The sequence below is a fragment of the Phenylobacterium conjunctum genome (assembly GCF_042679085.1).
GTDB lineage: Bacteria > Pseudomonadota > Alphaproteobacteria > Caulobacterales > Caulobacteraceae > Phenylobacterium > Phenylobacterium conjunctum.
The window spans coordinates 133,053-148,633 of sequence record NZ_JBHTLQ010000002.1 but is presented as its reverse complement, the minus strand read 5'-3'; the positions used below and the strand labels follow the sequence as shown (position 1 = coordinate 148,633).

13 protein-coding genes are annotated in these 15,581 nt (G+C 69.3%); 4 read left to right on the top strand and 9 right to left on the bottom strand.

All coding sequences use genetic code 11. The annotated features are described in order from the left end of the window. Positions 1-2 precede the first annotated feature (2 nt). The gene (gene abc-f, locus ACFQ27_RS01500) at positions 3-1,628 is read right to left on the bottom strand and encodes a ribosomal protection-like ABC-F family protein (RefSeq protein WP_377352108.1); all 1,626 of its coding nucleotides are present in this window, start codon (positions 1,626-1,628) and stop codon (positions 3-5) included. Positions 1,629-1,732: 104 nt separating this feature from the next. Here abc-f and ACFQ27_RS01495 point away from each other — a divergent pair, with 104 nt between their 5' ends. Then, positions 1,733-2,218 (top strand): SRPBCC domain-containing protein, encoded by a 486-nt coding sequence (locus ACFQ27_RS01495; RefSeq protein WP_377352107.1) that lies wholly within the window; start codon positions 1,733-1,735, stop codon positions 2,216-2,218. A gap of 468 nt (positions 2,219-2,686) precedes the next feature. Here ACFQ27_RS01495 and ACFQ27_RS01490 read toward each other — a convergent pair whose 3' ends face one another. Together ACFQ27_RS01490 and ubiG are read right to left on the bottom strand one after the other, a co-directional pair. Continuing rightward, on the bottom strand, positions 2,687-3,490 hold the full coding sequence (locus ACFQ27_RS01490; RefSeq protein ID WP_374345313.1) for an FkbM family methyltransferase: 804 nt from the start codon (positions 3,488-3,490) through the stop codon (positions 2,687-2,689). Positions 3,491-3,513: 23 nt separating this feature from the next. Next, on the bottom strand, positions 3,514-4,260 hold the full coding sequence (gene ubiG / locus ACFQ27_RS01485; RefSeq protein ID WP_377352106.1) for a bifunctional 2-polyprenyl-6-hydroxyphenol methylase/3-demethylubiquinol 3-O-methyltransferase UbiG: 747 nt from the start codon (positions 4,258-4,260) through the stop codon (positions 3,514-3,516). Between the two features lie 106 nt (positions 4,261-4,366). On the opposite strand from ubiG, the gene ACFQ27_RS01480 reads away from it, so the two are divergent. Both ACFQ27_RS01480 and ACFQ27_RS01475 read left to right on the top strand, forming a co-directional pair. Next, the gene (locus ACFQ27_RS01480) at positions 4,367-5,617 is read left to right on the top strand and encodes an aspartate kinase (protein ID WP_374345537.1); all 1,251 of its coding nucleotides are present in this window, start codon (positions 4,367-4,369) and stop codon (positions 5,615-5,617) included. 77 nt (positions 5,618-5,694) lie between these two features. Continuing rightward, positions 5,695-7,401 (top strand): hypothetical protein, encoded by a 1,707-nt coding sequence (locus ACFQ27_RS01475; protein ID WP_377352105.1) that lies wholly within the window; start codon positions 5,695-5,697, stop codon positions 7,399-7,401. Here the strand turns inward: ACFQ27_RS01475 and ACFQ27_RS01470 are convergent. Together ACFQ27_RS01470 and ACFQ27_RS01465 are read right to left on the bottom strand one after the other, a co-directional pair. Beyond that, entirely contained in the window at positions 7,398-8,789 is a 1,392-nt protein-coding gene (locus ACFQ27_RS01470) for an MFS transporter (protein ID WP_377352104.1), read from the bottom strand. The genes ACFQ27_RS01475 and ACFQ27_RS01470 overlap by 4 nt on opposite strands. Next, positions 8,789-9,712, bottom strand: coding sequence for an Hsp33 family molecular chaperone (locus tag ACFQ27_RS01465; RefSeq protein WP_377352103.1), 924 nt, complete (start codon positions 9,710-9,712; stop codon positions 8,789-8,791). Before ACFQ27_RS01465 ends, ACFQ27_RS01470 begins: the two co-directional genes overlap by 1 nt. Positions 9,713-9,961: 249 nt before the next feature. Between ACFQ27_RS01465 and ACFQ27_RS01460 the strand changes: the two genes are divergently transcribed. Further along, positions 9,962-12,001, top strand: a complete 2,040-nt coding sequence (locus ACFQ27_RS01460) for a methyl-accepting chemotaxis protein (RefSeq protein WP_377352102.1) — start codon at positions 9,962-9,964, stop codon at positions 11,999-12,001. 10 nt (positions 12,002-12,011) lie between these two features. Here the strand turns inward: ACFQ27_RS01460 and argF are convergent, their stop codons facing one another. The 4 genes from argF to ACFQ27_RS01440 all read right to left on the bottom strand — a co-directional run bounded on the left by argF (position 12,012) and on the right by ACFQ27_RS01440 (position 15,543). After that, positions 12,012-12,947 carry an ornithine carbamoyltransferase gene (gene argF / locus ACFQ27_RS01455; RefSeq protein ID WP_374345321.1) on the bottom strand — a complete coding sequence of 312 codons (936 nt, stop codon included), beginning with the start codon at positions 12,945-12,947 and terminating at the stop codon, positions 12,012-12,014. Positions 12,948-13,066: 119 nt separating this feature from the next. Further along, complete coding sequence (locus tag ACFQ27_RS01450; RefSeq protein ID WP_374345538.1) at positions 13,067-14,242, bottom strand: aspartate aminotransferase family protein; 1,176 nt, start codon at positions 14,240-14,242, stop codon at positions 13,067-13,069. Positions 14,243-14,398: 156 nt separating this feature from the next. Further along, positions 14,399-14,902, bottom strand: coding sequence for a hypothetical protein (locus tag ACFQ27_RS01445; protein WP_377352101.1), 504 nt, complete (start codon positions 14,900-14,902; stop codon positions 14,399-14,401). Continuing rightward, complete coding sequence (locus tag ACFQ27_RS01440; protein WP_377352100.1) at positions 14,899-15,543, bottom strand: TetR/AcrR family transcriptional regulator; 645 nt, start codon at positions 15,541-15,543, stop codon at positions 14,899-14,901. Before ACFQ27_RS01440 ends, ACFQ27_RS01445 begins: the two co-directional genes overlap by 4 nt. Positions 15,544-15,581: the final 38 nt, after the last annotated feature.

The following is a 15,581-nucleotide window of genomic DNA, read 5'->3' as shown; positions in this document are numbered from 1 at the left end:
TCCTACCCCGGATGCAGCCCCGGCGCCTCCTGGCCGGTGCGCGCCACATACTCCGTATAACCCCCGCCGTACTGGTGAACGCCCTCCGGCGTCAGCTCCAGGACGCGGTTGGACAGGGCGGCCAGGAAGTGGCGGTCGTGGGAGACGAAGAGCATCGTGCCTTCGAAGTCGGCCAGGGCGGCGACCAGCATCTCCTTGGTGGCCATGTCCAGGTGGTTGGTGGGCTCGTCGAGGACCAGGAGGTTCGGCGGGTCGAACAGCATCTTGGCCATGACCAGCCGCGCCTTCTCGCCGCCTGACAGCACCCGACAGGGCTTTTCCACGTCGTCGCCGGAGAAGCCGAAACAGCCGGCGAGGTTGCGCAGGACGCCCTGGCCGGCCTGCGGGAAGGACCGCTCCAGGGACTCGAAGATGGTCTCATCGCCGTCCAGCAGGTCCATGGCGTGCTGGGCGAAATAGCCCATCTTCACGCTGGCCCCGATGTTCACCGCGCCCGCATCCGGCGCGTCGGCCCCGGCCACCAGCTTCAGCAGGGTCGACTTGCCCGCGCCATTGGCGCCCAGCACGCACCAGCGCTCCCGCCGGCGGACCAGGAAGTCCAGGTCGGCATAGATGCGGTGCTCGCCATAGGCCTTGTTCACGCCCTTCAGGGCGACCACGTCCTCGCCGGAGCGCGGCGGGCTGGCGAATTCGAACTGGATGGTCTGGCGGCGGCGCGGCGCCTCCACCCGCTCGATCTTGTCGAGCTTCTTGACCCGGCTCTGCACCTGGGCGGCGTGGCTGGCGCGGGCCTTGAACCGCTCGATGAACTTGATTTCCTTGGCCAGCATCGCCTGCTGGCGCTCGTACTGCGCCTGGCGCTGCTGCTCGGTGAGCGCGCGCTGCTGGTCGTAGAAGTCGAGGTCGCCGGAATAGGTGATCAGCTGGCCCGCATCGATCTCCACCACCTTGTTGATGATCCGGTTCATGAAGGCGCGGTCGTGCGAGGTCATCAGCAGCGCGCCGTCGTAGGTCTTCAGGAAGTTCTCCAGCCAGATCAGGCTTTCGAGATCCAGGTGGTTGCTGGGTTCGTCCAGCAGCATGGCGTCAGGCCGCATGAGCAGGATGCGGGCCAGCGCCACGCGCATCTTCCACCCGCCCGACAGCAGGCCGACATCGCCGTCCATGCGTTCCTGGCTGAAGGACAGGCCGGCCAGCACCTCGCGGGCGCGGGCCTCCAGGGCGTAACCGTCCAGTTCCTCGAACTGGTGCTGCACCTCGCCATAGCGCTCGATCACGGCGTCGAACTGGTCGGCCTTGTCCGGATCGGCCATGTCGGCCTCCAGCGCGGCCATCTCGGCGGCGAGCGCGCTGACCGGCCCCACCCCGTCCATCACCGCGGCCACGGCGCTCTGGCCCGACATCTCGCCGACGTCCTGGCTGAAATAGCCGATGGTGATGCCAGGGTCAGTGACCACGAGCCCGTCGTCCGGCGGCTCCTGGCCGGTCATCATCCGGAACAGGGTCGTCTTGCCGGCCCCGTTCGGGCCCACCAGCCCCACCTTCTCCCCCTTCAGCACGCCCATGGAGGCGTCGATGAACAGGATCTGGTGGCCGTTCTGCTTGGAGATGTTGTCGAGGCGGATCATGGGCGCGCTGCTAGCCTGCGGGGACGAAGAAGGCCAGGGCGCATGTCGGCGCGCCGGGCCCACGCGCGTCCTAAGCCGGACGCCTGGATCACAAAGGACACGACATGGACCCCGCCAAGCCGAACCACCCCACCACCGTATCCCGCAAGGGTGACCGCGAGGTGGTTGTCAGCCGCCTCTTCGATGCGCCTGTCCAGGCCGTGTTCGACGCCTGGGCCAACCCCGAGCTGTTCCGCCAGTGGTGGGCGCCCAAGTCCATGGGCGCTGTCATCACCGCCTGCGAGATCGACGCCCGCACCGGCGGCGGCTACCGCATCACCTTCGGCGAGGGCGCGGACGCCATGACCTTCTTCGGCCGCTACCTCGAGGTGACGCCGCCCCTCCGCCTCGTCTGGACCAACGAGGAAGGCGAGGACGGCCCGGTCACGACGGTGACCTTCGAGGCAGACGGCGAGCGCGCCCTGCTCACGATGAGCGAGGCCTATCCGGGCCCGGTTCCTGAGGACGCGCTCGCGGGCCAGCAGGCGATGGCGGGAGAGCAGCTCGGGCAGTTGGAGGCGTTGTTGGCGAAGCGCGCTGAGCGCCCCTAGGGACAATCGCCGCCGACATAACAAGCTGTCCCAAGAAGTGCATAGCAGCCGCTAGGCAGGCAGGGCGTGAGCAGCAGCGCCAGGACGACAGGGGGCGTCCAGGACCGGATCAATGGGCTCCGCGCGCGCAGCAGAAGCAACAGGGGCGTCGCCAACAGAATAGCCAGGGCAATCCAATAGAGCGGGTCGTGCATTGCGAATTCCCGGCGAGCCGTCCCGCACCATGGCCAAATTCAATCTGTAAGCGCAAGGCCGAAGAACACCGCCCTGGCGATCGCAGACTCTGGAGGGACGTCTCATGAGCAGGCTGTCAGGATTGCACCTTGTCCACCCACCGTTCGTCCATGTTGACGTCAAACGCCCAGGTACGAATTCGGTCGTCGAATTCGTGCGCCTCGTGAGACCCTCTGGGCCTCGCGGTCTTTCTCATTGTCAGTAAGCGGGCGGCGCGTTCGCCGCCCTGCCCCGTCAGGCCGCCATGCGGGCCTTGAACACCCCGTCCGGCAGCTTCGCCGCGCGGGTGGGGTGGATGAAGAAGTAGTCCTTCCAGGGCACGTCCGGGCAGACCGTGGTGCGTTCTTCCAGGCGGTCGCCGTTCAGGGCGAACATGCGGTAGCCGCGCGAGCGGAACAGGTCGACCACGGCCTCGGCGGAGCCGCCGAAACGGTCGGCCAGCATGACCGGGTGGATCTCGATCAGCACGTGGGGGCGGTCGCGGTCGATGATCGCCTCGGCGCCCTTCAGGGCCTTCTGCTCGGCGCCTTCGATGTCCATGCGGATGAAATCGACGCGCTCGACCCCGTGCTTGGCGCAGTAGTCGTCCAGGGTGACCACCGGGGTCGGCTGAACCTCGACGCCCACGTCCTCCAGGTCCGGGCGCACCTTGCCCTCGGGGGCTTGCGCCGCGACGTAAGCATAGGCGCGGCCCATGCGGCCGGAGGTCTTTTTCGGCGTGACCAGCAGGAGCTCGCCTGCCTCGTCGGAGACGGCGGCGTGGATCGGGGTGACCTGGCGGCCGATCCCGTGCCAGGCCAGGCAGGTCTTCAGCACCTCGAAGGTGAAGGCCGAGGGCTCGAAGGCGTAGATGCGCGCGTCGGGCGCGACCTGGGTCATCACATAGGAGTGGCGGCCGTCGCTGGCGCCCACGTGCAGGCACACCGGCGAGCCCGACAGCAGGTCGGCCAGATAGGGGGTCTCGGGCTCATGCTTGGCCCAGCGCATGTTGCGCCGCCAGGCGCGGAAGGCGTGACCGAGCACGCGGAGAGAAGCCATGGATAAGATCCTTTGTCCGCTCTCTAAACTGCGTCCCTAGTGACCGTCATCATGTAGTTGACGTCGCAGTCGCTGGAACGCGACCAGCGGCCGCTCAAGGGATCGAAACTGACCCCAAACGGGCCCTGCATGGCCAGGGGCTCATTGCGCAGGAAGTCGCGCAGTTCATCCGGGCGCAGAAACTTGTTCCAGTCGTGAATGCCGGGGGGCAACCAGCGCAGGATGTACTCGGCGCCGACCTTGGCCAGGGCGAAGGCCTTCAGGGTGCGGTTGAGGGTGGCGACGATCATCAGGCCGCCAGGCGCCAGCAGCCGGCCGCAGGTGCGCAGGAACTCGCCCGGATCATTGACGTGCTCGATCACCTCCATGTTGAGGATCACGTCGAAGGGCCCGGCGCCCTCGGCCTCAAGCGCCTCGGCGGTGGAGGCGCGGAAGTCGATGGTCAGGCCGCACTCGGCGGCGTGGGCGCTGGCCGCGCCGATGTTGCGCTCCGAGGCGTCGACGGCGGTGACCTGGAAGCCCAGGCGGCTCATGGGCTCGGAGAGCAGGCCGCCACCGCAACCGATGTCCAGCAGCTTGAGGCCTTCGAACGGCCGGGGCTGGCGGGTGTCGCGGCCGAACCGCATCGCGGCCTCGTCGCGGATGAAGGCCAGGCGCACGGGGTTGAACTTGTGCAGGGGCGCGAACTTGCCCTTCGGGTCCCACCATTCGGCGGCGATGCGGGAGAAGCGTTCGACTTCGGCGGGGTCGATGCTGGAGGTCGCGGTCATGGGGCGCTTATTAGCGCGCAACGCCACGGAAGTCGAAGCACGGCGTTGCCCGCGCGCGTCGCCGTCGCTAGAAGGTCCCGCCTTTTGCTTTAGGGGAGCGATCACCCTGTCCCGGCTTGTGATGAAATTCGGCGGCACCTCGGTGGCCGATCTGGAGCGCATCCGGCGCGTCGGCCGCCTGGTGGCGGCGGAAGTCGCCGCCGGACACAAGGTCGCCGTGGTGGTCTCGGCCATGGCCGGCAAGACCAACGAACTGGTGGCCTGGACCGATAACGCCGGCCCCGCCGCCGCCGGCCTGCCCGCGTCGGACGACGAATACGACGTGGTGGTGGCCTCTGGCGAACAGGTGACCGCGGGCCTCCTGGCCATGGTCCTGCGCAATATGGGCCTGCCCGCGCGGTCCTGGATGGGTTGGCAGATCCCGATCATCGCCGACGACGCTCATGGCCGCGCCCGCATCGACGATGTGCAGGCCGACAAGCTGATCGAGGCCATGGACAAGGGCGAGGTCGCCGTCATCGCCGGCTTCCAGGGCGTGACCCGCGACGGCCGCATCGCCACCCTGGGCCGGGGCGGCTCGGACACCAGCGCGGTGGCCATCGCCGCGGCGGTGAAGGCCAGCTGCTGCGACATCTACACCGACGTGGACGGGGTCTACACCACCGACCCGCGGATTGAATCCAAAGCCCGCAAGCTGGCCAAGATCTCCTACGAGGAGATGCTGGAAATGGCCTCCCTGGGCGCCAAGGTGCTGCAGACCCGCTCGGTCGAGCTGGCCATGGCCCAGAACGTGCCCGTGCGGGTGTTGTCGAGTTTTGTCGAGCCGGGCGAAGCGCCGGGCCAGGGCACCATCGTGTGCGACGAGGAAGAGATCATGGAAAAGCGGATCGTGAGCGGCGTCGCCTACAGCCGCGACGAAGCGAAGATCAGCCTGTTCGGCCTGCCGGACCATCCGGGCGTCTCTTCGGAGATCTTCGGGGCCCTGGCCGACGCGAACGTCAATGTGGACATGATCGTCCAGAGCCATGCGCGCACCCAGGACACCGCGAATATGGAGTTCACGGTCGGCAAGCGCGACGCCCAGCGCGCCGTGGAGATCGTCCGCGGCCTGAAGGGCAAGGTGGGCTTCGAGGACGTCCAGGTGAACGAGGACGTGGCCAAGGTCTCGGTGATCGGGGTCGGCATGCGCAGCCACGCGGGCGTCGCCAAGTCGATGTTCAGCGCCCTGGCCGACAAGGGCGTCAACATCCAGGTGATCTCCACCAGCGAGATCAAGATCAGCGTGCTGATCGACGCCGCCTATACCGAGCTGGCGGTTCGCGCTCTGCACGCCGCCTACGGTCTGGACCAACTCTAAGATGTAGCGACCTGCGGCGGCTCGCCGCAGGGGTGCGATTTCACAGGCCGTAAACCCCATCCGGTCATGATGGCCGCATGGAGGAGCAGGTTCACTACGAAGTCCTGGCGCGGCGCCCCGGTTCGGCGGTGCACCTTGAGGCGTGGCTGGAAGACCAGCACCGCGCGATCCAGGTCGCCAACGAGATGATCGGCAGCGGCGAGTTCATCGCCGTGATGGTGATCCGCGAAACCCGTGATCCGAAGTCCGGCAAGTTCAGCCCGCTGTGCATCCGCCGCGAAGGCGACTTCACCTCTCCCGTCACCCGCAAGCTGCGCTCCGGCGACCTGCCCCCGCCCCGCTGCCAGGCAGGCAGCGACCTCTATGGTCCCATGGCCCGCGCCCGCATCGCCGAGGTGCTGGAGGGCTGGCTGGCGCGGCGCAAGTCGACCGCCTTCGAGCTGATCCATCGCCTCGACCTCGTCGACACCCTGCGCAACGCAGGCGGCGAGTTCCAACACGCGATCCAGAAGTTCGCGGTGCCCGAGGCCCTGTTGCGGCATTCGACGGTGCACGAGGTGATCCGCGGCCTGCACCCGGTGATCGACCAAGCGGCGGCCCGCCTGCGCCAGGCGACCCAGGCCAAGGCGTTCCCGACCATTTCCGTCTCCGGCTTCGGCGAGACCTGCGAAGCCCTGGCTGAAGCCGACGAGCGGCTGTTCCTGATGGGCGGCGCGGTGGCGGGCTATCTGGGCTCGGCCGAGGACTGGCCGTCCAAGGTCGAGCGCATCCTGAACCTGGCCGATGCGGCGCCTGAGACCGGGATCGGCCGCGATCTGGCCTTCCACGTCCTGGCCCAGCCGATGGCGGAGATCCTGAACCTGGGCCCCGCCATGACCGAGATGCTGGGCGCAGAGCTTGATCCAGCCAGCCACCTGGGCGCCCTGGCCCAGTTGGTGGCGCCGGAGGTCCCCAAGGCGGTGGGCGCCATCGATCCCGCCGCGGCCGCCCTGCTGCCCAAGCCCACCGACATCGGCGAGCGCCTGGCGCGCTTCCTGGCCGAGCCGCGGGTCGCAGGCCTGCGCCAGGCCCTGGGCCGCAAGGTCCTGGCCGAGGTCGCCAGCCCACGCCGCCTGCGTCCCGCCAGCCCCGAGGGCGAGGTCGAGATCTGCCGCGCCCTGGCCATCACCCTGATGACCGCGGCCGAACCCATGGGCGGGGCGGAGGCCGTGCACGAGGCCTTTGTCTCCCGGTCGCACACCCTGGTCGGCACCGAATTCGTCACCGCCTATCTGAAGGTGGCCCGCACCCCGATCGACGAAGCCATGGCCCTGGTGCGACTGATGGAGAGCGTGGTCGGCGGAACCCACAAGCGCCAGGCGGTGCGCTGGATCCAGTCCTGCGTCACCTCGTTGAAGTTCGACACCGAGGCGATGAGCGGCAAGGCGCCTGCGGCGATCCGCCTGGGCCAGCTGGCGAACCTGTACCGGCGCGTGGCTCGGGCCGGCGGCCAGGAGGCGGGCATCGAAGCCCTGCTGACCCTGATCGGCGAGATGGGCGGCAAGCTGGAGGCCGAGGCCAAAATCATCCAGGGGATCCGCAAGGCGGCCCACAGCCCGGTGGAGAAGGTCCAGGCCCTGATCCGCATGGCGACCGGCGAGGCCGCGCCCTTAGGCCCGGCCGCCGAGCGGGCCCGCCAGGAGGCCAGGCGCCTGGCCGCGCATCCCGACACCACCGCGCACCTGTCGGCCCGCGCCGCGGTGCAGCTACAGACCATGGTCCAGAACCTGGGCCGCGCGGCCTAGGCCGAACGCGCCTGGCCCATGCGCCAGGCCGCCCAGACGCCCAGCAGGCTGACCGGAACCACCGAGGCGAACACCCAGACGCCGGCGGCCTGGGCGCTGGTGACGTCCAGCCCCTTGGACAGGCCCGTCAGGTTGGCGACCACGCCCGCCGCCGCCGCGCCCGCCGCAGAGCCGGTCAGGCGCACGGCCGAGATGCCGGCCGCCCCGATGCCGCGCTCGGTCTCGTCCAGGCCCGCCAGCAGCTGCTGGGCCATGAAGGCCCAGGACAGGCCAAAGCCCGCGCCCAACGCACAGCCCGCCACGATCACCGGCCAGACCTGGCCGGACGGGAAGGCCCAGATGCTGAGCGCGACGCCCAGGGTCGCGGAGACCGCCCCCAGCCGGATCATCCAGGTCGGCCAGCGTCCGGTCAGGCCGGAGACCGCCAGGCCCGCCAGGGTCCAGGCCAGGGACTCGGCGGCGATCACATAGCCGGCGGACAGGGCCTTCAGTCCGGCCAGGGTCTGCAGGATGGCCGGGCCATAGACGCTGAAGCCCATGGAGGCCGCGGTGAGCAGGAACATGGCCGCATAGGCCGCGCCCGGCACGGTGCGCAGATTGCTGGAGCCCCGCGGCAGCAGGCGCGTCGTCATCCGCCCGTCGATCCACACCGTGGCGGCCAGGATCGCGACGCCGGCCAGGGTCAGGACGCCGGACCGCAGAGCGTCGCCGGCCAGGTCCGCGAGGCCAATGGCGGTGACGCCGACCGCGATCAGGCCAAGCTGGGTCCAGGCGACGCCGGCCCCGGCCTCGCCATCCTCCCCCTTCGGCAGCATGACCAGGGAGGTCAGGGCCACGGCCACGCCCTGGATGGCGAAAGACCAGAAGGCCCAGCGCCAGACCCCAGCGTCGGCGAACAGGCCGCCGATCATCGGGCCGAGCAGGCTGGCCACGCCCCAGACCGCGGTGATGGCGGCATAGACCTTGGGCAAGGTGCGGTCGGGGAACATGACGCCGATAGCCACGGAACAGAGCCCGGCGACCCAGCCGCCGCCGATCCCCTGCAGCACGCGGCCGGCCAGGAAGGTCCAGATGTCCGGCCCCGCCGCGCTCATCAGGCAACCCACGGCGTAGAGCAGGGCCGAGGCGGCGGTGGCGCGGCGCAGGCCGAAGCGGGCCGCCAGCAGCCCCGAGCTGGCCCCGGCCATCACCGAACCCAGCAGGAAGCCGGCGGTGGCCCAGCCGAAATAGGCGTAGCCGCCCAGGTCAGCGCCGACGCTGGGCATGATGGTGGCGGTGACGAGGGAGTCCGCGGCGCTCAGCCAGACGCCCAGGCAGATCAAGCCGAAGCGGCTCGCCCGCCCCTGCGCCAGGACATCGGCCCAGCTGCCGGGCTTGGGCGTCGACATCAGCTGGCCTGGCCGATGGCGGCGAGGCTGTCGGGCGTCAGCGCATAGACCTTGGAGCAGTACTCGCACGTCACCCGGATCTGGCCGTCGTCCTCGACCATGTCGGCCCGCTCGTCCTCGGAGAACGAGGCCAGCACCGTGGCGATGCGGTCCAGGGAGCAGCGGCAGAAGGCCTGGATCGGCTTGGGCTCGAACACCCGAGCGCCGTCCTCGTGGAACAGGCGGAACAGCAGGGTCTCGGCCGAGATGGTGGGATCGACCAGTTCGTCCTCGCCGATGGTCTCGAAGAAGGCCTGGGTGCGGGTCCAGGCCTCGGCGGTCGAGCCGCGGGCGTCGTCCTCTGCGATGGCCTGGATCAACATGCCCCCGGCGCGCCAGACCGGGCCGTCGCCGGTGTCGACCTGGCCAACGGCGAGGCGGATACGGGTGGGGGTCTGTTCGGACTGGGCGAAATACTGCTCGGCGCTCAGGGCCAGGGTCTCGCCTTCGATGGCGGTGACGCCCTGGTAGCGGTCCATGTCCGGGCCCTGGTCCACGGTCATGATGAACACCCCGTCGCCCAGCAGCGACCGGGCGCCCGGCCGGGCGAAGCCTTTCGTCGCGGCCGCCACCTCGGCCTCGTCAAACCGGCAGTAGCCGCGCAGCGACCCGGAGGTGTCGTAGTCGCAGACCACATAGCGCACCGGCCCGTCGCCCTGGGCCTGGACGATCAGCCGGCCCTCGAACTTCAGGTTGGAGCCGACCAGGGCGGCCAGGGCGCAGACCTCGCCCAGCAGGTTGGCCACCGGCTCGGGATAGGCGTGGGCTTGCAGGATGGTGTCCACCGCCTCGCCCAGCCGCACCAGACGGCCGCGCACGGGCTCGTCCTCGATCTGGAAGGGGGCGACGAGGTTGTCGGGAATGGCGTTCAGGTTCTGGCTCATCGGGCGGGCATATAGGGCCTAGCGGCCCAGGATGCGAGCCGGGCCGTGTTCAGGCGCGCCGCCACCCCTTGTTGTCCGCCCCCGATGACCGCTCGCCCTGGCGGTCTCGCTGTGCGGCAAATACGCACAGACGCCCAAGAACTGGGCGCCTCACCCGTCAGAATTGTATGATTTTCACAAGCACAATCAGTCACTTACAGGTCCTGTTAACCGGCTCAGACGTCTCCTGTGGGCCTGTCGGAGGTAGGTATGACGCAGTCGATGTCCCGCTCTGGTCTGCGCATGGCCCTTGAGGCGTTCAGCAGGTCCGTGCTCGTCGCCCTGCTGGTCCTGGCGAGCGCCTCGCTGGTCTCGCTGCAGGTCCTGCGGATCGAGGGGCCGCTGTATCACCGCATCTCCCTGGGCAAGGACCTGATCGCCGACATCCTGCCGCCGCCGGAATACGTGATCGAAGCCTATCTGGAGACCACCCTGGCCCTGGACCATCCGGACCAGGTCGGGGCGCGCGCCGAGCGGCTACAGGTGCTGAAGGCCCAGTACGAGGAACGCCAGGCCTACTGGCGGGCCTCGGCCCTGCAGAGCGGTCTGAAGACCCAGATCCTTGAGGCCACCAACCAGCCGGCCCAGACCTTCTGGCGCGAGATCGAAGAGCGGTTCGTCCCTGCCCTGCGGGCCGGAAATCTTGAGGCGGCGCGAACCAGCTACGAGGCGATCAGCCGCGACTACGCCGCCCACCGGGCCGCGGTCGACCGGTTGGTCCAGGACGCCAACGCCGCCAATACGCGAACCGAACGCCTGGCGGCGGTGTGCCTTGGCCTGTTCGTGGTGCTGATCCTGGCGGTCGGCGGGGTGCTGATGCTTCAGGTTCGCCGCCGCGCGGCCCGCATCGCGCGCGAGGTGATCGCGCCCCTGGCGGACATGACCGCGGCCATGGAGGCCCTGTCGGCCGGCGCCCTGGACGTCGAGATCCCGCACACCGGACGCCAGGATGAGGTCGGCGAGATGGCCCGGGCGCTGGAGGTGTTCCGCGAACAGGGCCTGGAGACCCGACGGCTGCGCCAGGCCCAGGAGGAAAGTCGCGAGCTGAGCGAGGCTGAACGGGCCGCGGCCGAGAACCGCCGGGCCAGCGCCCTGCGCAACATGGCCGAGCGGGTGGAAGCCGACACCCGCGGCGCCGTCGTAGCTGTGGCCGAGGCCATGCGCCAGATGTCGACCAAGGCCGGAGACCTGTCCGCCGCCGCCCGCGACGCCAACCAGGCCAACGCCGAGATGACCCGTACAGCCGGCGAGACCCTGACCCGCACCCGCTCGGTGGCGCAGATCGCGATGGCCCTGGAGGGTTCGATCCGCAACATCATGGGCCAGGTGGGCCAGGCCCGCAGCGCCGCCACCGACGTGGCCGCCGCCGCCGGAGACACCGAGGCCGCCATCGGCAAGCTGTCCGAGGCGGTGGACCAGATCAGCCGGGTCACCGACCTGATCGCCGATATCGCGCGCCAGACCAATCTCCTGGCCCTGAACGCCAGCGTCGAGGCCGCCCGGGCCGGCACGGCGGGCAAGGGCTTCGCCGTGGTGGCCGGCGAGGTGAAGTCGCTGGCCGACCAGACGGCGGCGGCCACCACCGACATCCGCAACCTGATCGGCGGCGTGCAGGCCTCGGCCCAGGACACCATCGGGGCGGTCCAGGGCATCACCGAGCGCGTCAGCGGCATGGACGCCAGCCAGTCGGCCATCGTGCAAGCGGTCGAGGACCAGACCCGCGCCACGGCCGAGATCACAGCGGCCACCAACGAGACCGCGCGGATGGCCGAGCAGATGGTCCAGTCGATCCGTGCGGCCTCCGCCGCCTCGGACGTGGCCGGCCGTACCTCGCACGAGGTCAACGCCCTCGCCGCCGAGGTCTCCAGCGAGATCGACAGCCTGTCCTCCACCCTGGTGCGGGTGGTGCGCACCTCGACCGACGAGGTGGAACGCCGACGGTCCCCGCGTATCGACGCCGGCATCGCCGTGAGCGCCGGCCGCCATCCGGACCTGTTCCAGGCGGAGCTGCTGAACCTGTCGGAAGGGGGCGCGTTGCTGGCCAACGCCCCGGTCAGCCTGACCGGGATCATCGACATCGCCCTGCCGGGCGTGGACGGGCCGGTCAGGGCCGAGGTCCTGGGGCTCGACCAGGGCCGGACCAATGTCCGGTTCCTGCCTCAGGCCGGCCAGGCCGACGCAATCTCACGGCTGGTGGAGAGCCTGAAGGCGCGGCGGCCCACGGCGGAGCCCCTGCGCCTCGCCAGCTAGGCTCCCCGCCTCAGATGGCGCGGAAGCACCAGGCCAGGATGGACTTCTGGGCGTGGATGCGGTTCTCCGCCTCGTCCCAGACCAGGCTGCGCGGACCGTCGAGGACCTCGTCGGTGACCTCTTCGCCACGGTGAGCCGGCAGGCAGTGCAGGAACACCCCGTCCTTGGCCGACAGGTCCAGCAGGGCGTCATCGACCTGGTAGGGCTCGAGCGCCTCGATGCGCTCGTCATGGTCGACGTCGCCCATGGAGACCCAGGTGTCGGCGATCACCACATCGGCGCCGCGCACGGCTTCGCGCGGGTCGCGGGTGATCTCGATGCGGCCCTGAGCTTCCTCAGCGCGGGCCAGGTCCATCAGGTCCGGGTGATAGAGGGCCGGACAGGCGATGTTCAGCTTGAAGCCCAGCTTGGGGGCCACGTGGATGAAGCTGGAGCAGACATTGTTGCCGTCGCCGACCCAGGCCAGGGTCTTGCCGGCGATCGGACCCCGATGCTCCTCGATGGTCATGATGTCGGCCAGGATCTGACAGGGATGGCTCTTGTCGGTCAGGCCGTTGATCACCGGCACGCTGGAGGAATGGGCGAAGCGCTCCACGTCCTCGTGGCTGTTGGCGCGGATCATCACGGCGTCGACCATGCGCGACAAGACACGGGCCGTGTCCTCGATGGTTTCGCCGCGCCCCAGCTGCATGTCGTTGGCCGTCGAGATCAGCACGTCGCCGCCCAGCTGACGCATGGCCGCGTCGAAGGAGAAGCGAGTGCGGGTGGAGTTCTTCTCGAAGATCATCGCCAGCACGCGGTCGCGGGCCGGAGCGTCGGGGTCGACGCGGCCCTTGGGCCAGCCGGCGCGGGCCGCCTTGCGGGCGTGAGCGTCATCCAGGATGGCGCGGATGTCTGCGGCTTCCATCCGCCACAGGTCGATGAAGTGTCTAGGCGCTTGGGTCATCGAAGCTACCTCGTCTCCAATGCCCGCTCATCCCCGCCACGGCGGGGATCCATTCTGACTGTCGAATGGGCGGGCCTGAGGAAATGGACTCCCGCCTTCGCGGGAATGAGCGGATAGGGTCAGGCGGCGGTCTTGGCCGTGGCGCGGGCGGCTTCGCAGGCGGCTTCGATCTTGCCGACCGCCTCGCGGGCCTCGTCCAGGGTCAGGGTCAACGGCGGCAGCAGGCGCACGCAGTTGTCGCCCCCGCCGGCCACCAGCAGGTGCTGGTCGCGGCAATGCTGCATGAACTCGCGGTTCGGCGTGTTCAGCTTCAGCCCGATCAGCAGGCCCTTGCCGCGGATGTCGGCGATCACGTCCGGGAAGCGCGACTTCAGCCCCTCGAACTGCTGGGTGAAGTAGCCGGCCACCTCGGTCACATGGGCCAAGAGCTGCGGCGAGTTCAGTTCCTGCATGGCCGCCAGGCCCACGGCCATGGCCAGGGGGTTGCCGCCATAGGTCGACCCGTGGCTGCCCACGGTCATGCCTTGCGCCGCATCGACGGTGGCCAGGCAGGCGCCGACCGGGAAGCCGCCGCCCAGCGCCTTGGCGACGCACATGATGTCCGGCTCGGCGCCGGCCCACTCATAGGCGAACAGCTTGCCGGTGCGGCCCAGGCCGCACTGGATCTCGTCCAGGATCAGCAGGATGCCGTGTTCGTCGCAGAGCTCGCGCAGGCCGCGCAGACACTGGTCCGGCAGGGCGCGCGCGCCGCCTTCGCCCTGGACGGGCTCGATGATGATCGCCGCCGTGGTCGGACCGATGGCGGCCTTCAGCGCCTCGTGGTCGCCATAGGGCAGCTGGACGAAGCCCGGCATGCGCGGGCCGAAGCCTTCCAGGTAGCTGGCGTTGCCGCTGGCGTTGACGGCGGCGAGCGTGCGGCCGTGGAATGAGCCTTCGAAACCGATGATGTCGATCTTCTCAGGATGGCCCTTGGCCCAGTGGTACTTGCGCGCGGTCTTGATCGCGCACTCCACGGCCTCGGTCCCGGAGTTGGTGAAGAACACCACGTCGGCGAAGGTCGCGTCGGTCAGGACCTTGGCGAGCTTTTCCTGGTTCGGGATCGTGAAGATGTTGGAGACGTGCCAGAGCTTCTCAGCCTGGTCCTTCACCGCCTGCACGAGCTTGGGATTGGAGTGGCCCAGCGCGTTCACCGCGATGCCGGCCATGCAGTCCAGGTAAGCCTCACCGTCGGTGGTGAAAAGTCGGGCGCCCTCGCCTCGCTCGAACGCCAGCGGGGTGCGGTTGTACACGCCCATGATGTGGTCGCTGGGAACGGGCGGGCTTTGCGTCGCCGTCTTTTCAGTCACGGTAGAAGCCTCCTCAAAAGAGATCGTCCCCGCCGCGGGGCGACGGGGACATGAAGGCTTGGCGTTTTCCGGGGGATTGGCCCGAATGTCAATAAAAGCCTGGGGTCAGGCCGGCTGTCCGAACATCGCCCCGGCGACCTCGGGCCGGTAGAAATCGCGATAGCGGCGGGCGCCTTCTGGAGGAAGCACCTCGACCAACGAGCGGTTGTCCACCCAAAGCTCGACGAGATCGAACACGCCGCCCCGGTCGCAGTGGACCGCGCGCCAGCCCGCGGCCCTGCCGAGGGCGACGATCTCCTCGGCCGACAGGGGGCTGGTCATGGCCACGTGAAAGCCGCTGGCCGAGGTTTCGTCGCCGTCCTGGCGGATCTGGGTCTCCCAGGGCATGACGAAGGGCCCCTGGGCCGCGGCGCCCGCCTCGCCCTGGCCCATGTGGTGCGCGGTGGCGGCGGGAACCACCTCGACGCCGACGCCGGATCCGTCCCGGGCGATGGCCACCCAAGCGCCGTCCACGACCGGGAACGGCATCACCGCGCCGTCGATGAGTTTTCCAAACACCTCGGCCGCGGACCGGGGGTCACGGGCCGGGATGGAGAAGTGGGCGATCATGACTGCGCCTCCTTGTCGGCAGGGCCCGCTTCGCCGGGCCGGATCGGGGCCGAGCCGCGCGCGCGCAGATCGGCGATGAGGTGTTCAGCGGCCCAGCCGGCCGCTTCGGCGGCGGCGGCGTCATCCAGCCCCCACTGCTCGCGCATCGAAATCCAGGTGTGGGCGGAATAGAGCAGTTGCAGCACCGCGGCGGCCTTGCGGCGCTCGTCTGGGGCCAGGTCCGGCGCGATATCCGCAAGGATCGTCAGGAAGGCTTCGGATCGATCAGCGTTCAGACTGTTGCGAACCTTCACCCCTTCGGGCGTGCGCAGCGAGGCCGCGACGTGGGCCGGCGCCGCGCCGAAGGTGGCGAACAGAGGAGCGATCTGGGCCACCAGTTGCTCCGCCGTCTCCGGCATGCCGACGGTGACGCCGTGCTTGCGGTTCAGCCAGGCCCAGAGGCCCTTCATCAGCTCGTCGCGATTGGGGAAGTGCCGATAGACGGTGATCTCCCGCACCCCGGCGCGTTCCGCCACGGCGCGCACCGTCGCGGCCTCGCCGTCGCGCTCATAGAGCTCGGCCATGGCGGCCAGGATGCGCTCGCGGGTCGCCTCCGCCTGGGATTGGCGCAGCTGCGAATTATATGTTCTCACCGCTTTCATGATGATAGTTCGTATATCATCAATTTTGGCGGCGCAAC

Excerpts from the sequence above, each read along its gene's own strand:
- abc-f (WP_377352108.1), bottom strand. The coding sequence starts at position 1,628 with ATGATCCGCCTCGACAACATCTCCAAGCAGAACGGCCACCAGATCCTG.
- ACFQ27_RS01495 (WP_377352107.1), top strand. The coding sequence starts at position 1,733 with ATGGACCCCGCCAAGCCGAACCACCCCACCACCGTATCCCGCAAGGGT.
- ACFQ27_RS01490 (WP_374345313.1), bottom strand. The coding sequence starts at position 3,490 with ATGGCTTCTCTCCGCGTGCTCGGTCACGCCTTCCGCGCCTGGCGGCGC.
- ubiG (WP_377352106.1), bottom strand. The coding sequence starts at position 4,260 with ATGACCGCGACCTCCAGCATCGACCCCGCCGAAGTCGAACGCTTCTCC.
- ACFQ27_RS01475 (WP_377352105.1), top strand. The coding sequence starts at position 5,695 with ATGGAGGAGCAGGTTCACTACGAAGTCCTGGCGCGGCGCCCCGGTTCG.
- ACFQ27_RS01470 (WP_377352104.1), bottom strand. The coding sequence starts at position 8,789 with ATGTCGACGCCCAAGCCCGGCAGCTGGGCCGATGTCCTGGCGCAGGGG.
- ACFQ27_RS01465 (WP_377352103.1), bottom strand. The coding sequence starts at position 9,712 with ATGAGCCAGAACCTGAACGCCATTCCCGACAACCTCGTCGCCCCCTTC.
- ACFQ27_RS01460 (WP_377352102.1), top strand. The coding sequence starts at position 9,962 with ATGACGCAGTCGATGTCCCGCTCTGGTCTGCGCATGGCCCTTGAGGCG.
- argF (WP_374345321.1), bottom strand. The coding sequence starts at position 12,947 with ATGACCCAAGCGCCTAGACACTTCATCGACCTGTGGCGGATGGAAGCC.
- ACFQ27_RS01450 (WP_374345538.1), bottom strand. The coding sequence starts at position 14,242 with ATGGGCGTGTACAACCGCACCCCGCTGGCGTTCGAGCGAGGCGAGGGC.
- ACFQ27_RS01445 (WP_377352101.1), bottom strand. The coding sequence starts at position 14,902 with ATGATCGCCCACTTCTCCATCCCGGCCCGTGACCCCCGGTCCGCGGCC.
- ACFQ27_RS01440 (WP_377352100.1), bottom strand. The coding sequence starts at position 15,543 with ATGAAAGCGGTGAGAACATATAATTCGCAGCTGCGCCAATCCCAGGCG.